Source organism: Streptomyces sp. NPDC032745 (assembly GCF_055579465.1).
In genome coordinates this window covers 1-3,243 of the sequence record NZ_JBVING010000040.1, presented here as the reverse complement: position 1 = coordinate 3,243, position 3,243 = coordinate 1, and the positions used below count along the sequence as shown (strand labels likewise).

At 68.2% G+C, this 3,243-nt stretch carries 2 protein-coding genes; both read left to right on the top strand.

The features are described from left to right. Positions 1–1,944, top strand: a 1,944-nt coding sequence (locus tag ACZ5WG_RS40760; protein WP_468729697.1) for a condensation domain-containing protein, incomplete at its 5' end; no start/stop codon positions are given. After that, on the top strand, positions 1,941–3,243 hold a 1,303-nt coding region (locus tag ACZ5WG_RS40755; protein WP_468729696.1), incomplete at its 3' end, for a condensation domain-containing protein. The genes ACZ5WG_RS40760 and ACZ5WG_RS40755, both read left to right, overlap by 4 nt.

The window sequence follows — 3,243 nt, the reverse complement described above, 5'->3', positions numbered from 1 at the left end:
GTCGTGGGTGATGTGGATCCCGCCCGCATCCGTGGTCATGTGGCGGAGGTCCTGCCGGAGTACATGGTCCCCTCCGCCGTCGTGGTCCTGGATGCGCTCCCGTTGACACCCCACGGCAAACTCGACCGCAACGCGCTGCCCGTCCCGGAGTACGAGAGCACTTCCGGTGGCCGGGCTCCGAGGTCGCCGCGCGAGGAGATCCTGTGCGGGTTGTTCGCCGACGTCCTGGGCGTGTCCGAGGTCGGCATCGACGACAACTTCTTCGACCTCGGCGGTGACAGCATCCTCTCCATCCAGCTCGTCACCGCCGCCCGCAAGGCGGATCTGCGCATCTCACCGCGTGACGTGTTCGAGCAGAAGACACCCGCCCGGCTGACCGAGGTCGCCACCGCCCTGCTCGAACACATCTCGGCGGAGGCAGATGACGGTGTCGGCGAGCTGCCGCTCACGCCGATCATGCGTGAACTGATGGAGCGGTTCGAGCAGGGTGGCGGCACCTTCGACGAGTTCAACCAGTCGACGGTGGTACAGACACCGAAGCAGCTCACCGAGCAGCACCTCGGCGCCACTCTCCAGGCGCTCATCGACCACCATGACGCGCTTCGTGCACGGTTGAGGGGCGACAGCTCGGCCGGCTGGGCCCTGGAGATCACCGAGCCCGGCACGGTGAAGGCGGACGAGTGCCTCACCCGCGTCGACGTGTCCACCCTCGGAGACGCCGAGGTCCTCTCGGTGATGGCCGAGCACGGGGCAAGGGCGCGGCGCGCTCTCGCACCGAGCGAGGGTCGGATGCTCCGGGCCGTCTGGCTCGACCGAGGCCCCAAGGTCCCCGGAGCGCTGATGCTGGTGGTGCACCACCTGGTCGTCGACGGGGTCTCGCTGCGGATCCTGGTGTCCGACATCGCTCAGGCATACCGGGACGTTGCGCAGGACCGCCCGGTGCAGCTCGACGCCGTCGGTACATCGCTACGGCGCTGGTCCCGGCAGCTGTACGCGCTGGCCGAGGCAACGGAGACCGTGGCCGAGCTGGGCCGGTGGACAGAGATCATCGGCGGCTCCGATCCGGCCCTCGGCAGCCGGCCGCTCAATGCCGCCCGGGACACGGTCGGCACGGCTGGGCACCTGACCCTCAGCCTGCCGGTGGACGAGACCGAAGCCATTCTGACGACGGTCCCCACCGCGTTCCATGCCGAAATCAACGACGTGCTGCTCACCGCCTTCGGCCTGGGAATGGCCGAGTGGCGGCGCACCGCCAGGTATGACGCACACGAGCTCGGCGAGGACGGTGGCGTTCTCGTTGAACTCGAATCTCACGGACGCGAGGAGCACCGGGTACCCGGCGCCGACCTGACCCGGACCGTGGGCTGGTTCACCAGCACCCATCCTGTGCGGATCGCCCCCGGCATCGTCGACCGTGAGCAGCTGGCCGAAGGGGGTCCCGCGGTGGGCCAGGCGCTGAAGGAGGTGAAGGAGCAGCTGCGCGCGGTTCCCGGACGGGGGCTGGGCTTCGGCCTGCTACGGCACCTGAATCCCAAGACGGGTCATGCGCTGTCCGGGATGGCACGGCCGCAGATCAAGTTCAACTACCTCGGTCGGTTCGGTACGAAGGAGGCGGCAGACTGGGCGCCGCCGCCGGGGTCCGCCGGAATCGGCGGCGGTCGTGACGCGAGCATGCCGCTCACTCACACGATCGAGGTCAACGCGGTGACGCGGGACGGGGAGAACGGTCCCGAACTGGTGGCGAACTGGACCTGGGCCACTGGTCTGCTCCCCGAGGACGACGTACGAGCCATCGCCGAAGCGTGGTTCGAAGCCCTCGGCGCGCTCGTCCGGCACACCGTGGAGGCGGATGCCGGAGGGTTCACGCCGTCGGACGTGTCCCTGTCGATGTTGAGCCAGAGCGATATCGATGTGCTCGAAGCGGAGTGGGGTGCCTCGGAATGAAGCGATCAGGCCTGGAAGACATACTGCCGCTCTCTCCCCTGCAGGAGGGACTGCTCTTCCATCACGTTTTCGACGAGACGACCCACGACATCTACACCATCCAGATGGTCCTGGACCTGGAGGGACCACTCGATGTGCCGGCGCTGAAGTCGGCGGCCGAGGCCCTGCTGCGACGGCACCCGACCCTGCGGACGGTGATCAAGCACGAAGGCCTCAGCCGACCGGCTCAAGTCGTGCTGCGGCAGGTGCCGTTGAAGTGGACGGAGGAAGACCTGCTCGGCACTCCGGAGGAGGAGCGCGAGGCGGCGGCCGCCGCGCTGCTGACTGCGGACCGCGGGCGCCGGTTCGACCTGTCCGAAGCGCCGCTCGTGCGCTTCACGCTCGTCAGGCTCGGCTCCGAACGGCACCGGTTCGTGATCACGAACCATCACATCCTCTGGGACGGCTGGTCCCGGCCGGTGCTGATGCGGGACCTGATGGCGCTGTACCTCAACGGGGGTGACGAGTCGGCACTGCCGCGCCTCCGCCCTTACAAGGACTACCTCAGCTGGGTGGCAGGGCAAGACTCGGAGGCCGCCAAACGGCACTGGGGCGAAGCCTTCGCCGGACTGGAGGAGCCCGGGCTGGTCGCGGAGACGCGGCCGGGACGGGTGGCGCAGGCACCCGGCCAGCTCCGATTCGGTCTGAGCCGCGCGACCACGGCGCGTCTGCAGGCACGGGCACGCTCCCTCGGGGTCACCCTGAACACGGTGGTCGAGGCTGCTTGGGGCCTCGTACTGTCCAGCCTGTTGGGCCGCGACGACGTGGTGTTCGGAGTCACCGTCTCCGGGCGCCCTCCTGAGCTCCCGGGCGTGGACGAAATGGTCGGCCTCTTCATCAACACCCTGCCGGTGCGGCTACGGCTTGACCCCGCCGAGGGACTGGGTGCACTGCTGGAGCGGCTCCAGGCCGAGCAGGCGAGACTGCTCGAACACCACCACGTCGGCCTGACGGACATTCAGCAGCAAGTGGGACTGGGAGAACTCTTCGACACGTGCATGGTGTTCGAGAGCTATCCCAGAGAAGACCCGCAGGAGGCCACGCGCTCGGCACGCCCCGCGCTCCGGGTGGTCGGCTCGCAGCACCACTCGGCCATGCATTATCCGCTGGGCATCGTGGTCATACCCGGCCAGGAACTACGGTTCCGGCTCGACCACCAGCTGGATCTGTTTGATCGGGTGTCGGCTGAGGGTGTTGTGGGGCGTTTGCTTCGTGTGTTGGAGCAGGTGGTTGTTGATCCGGGTGTGGTGGTGGGTGGTG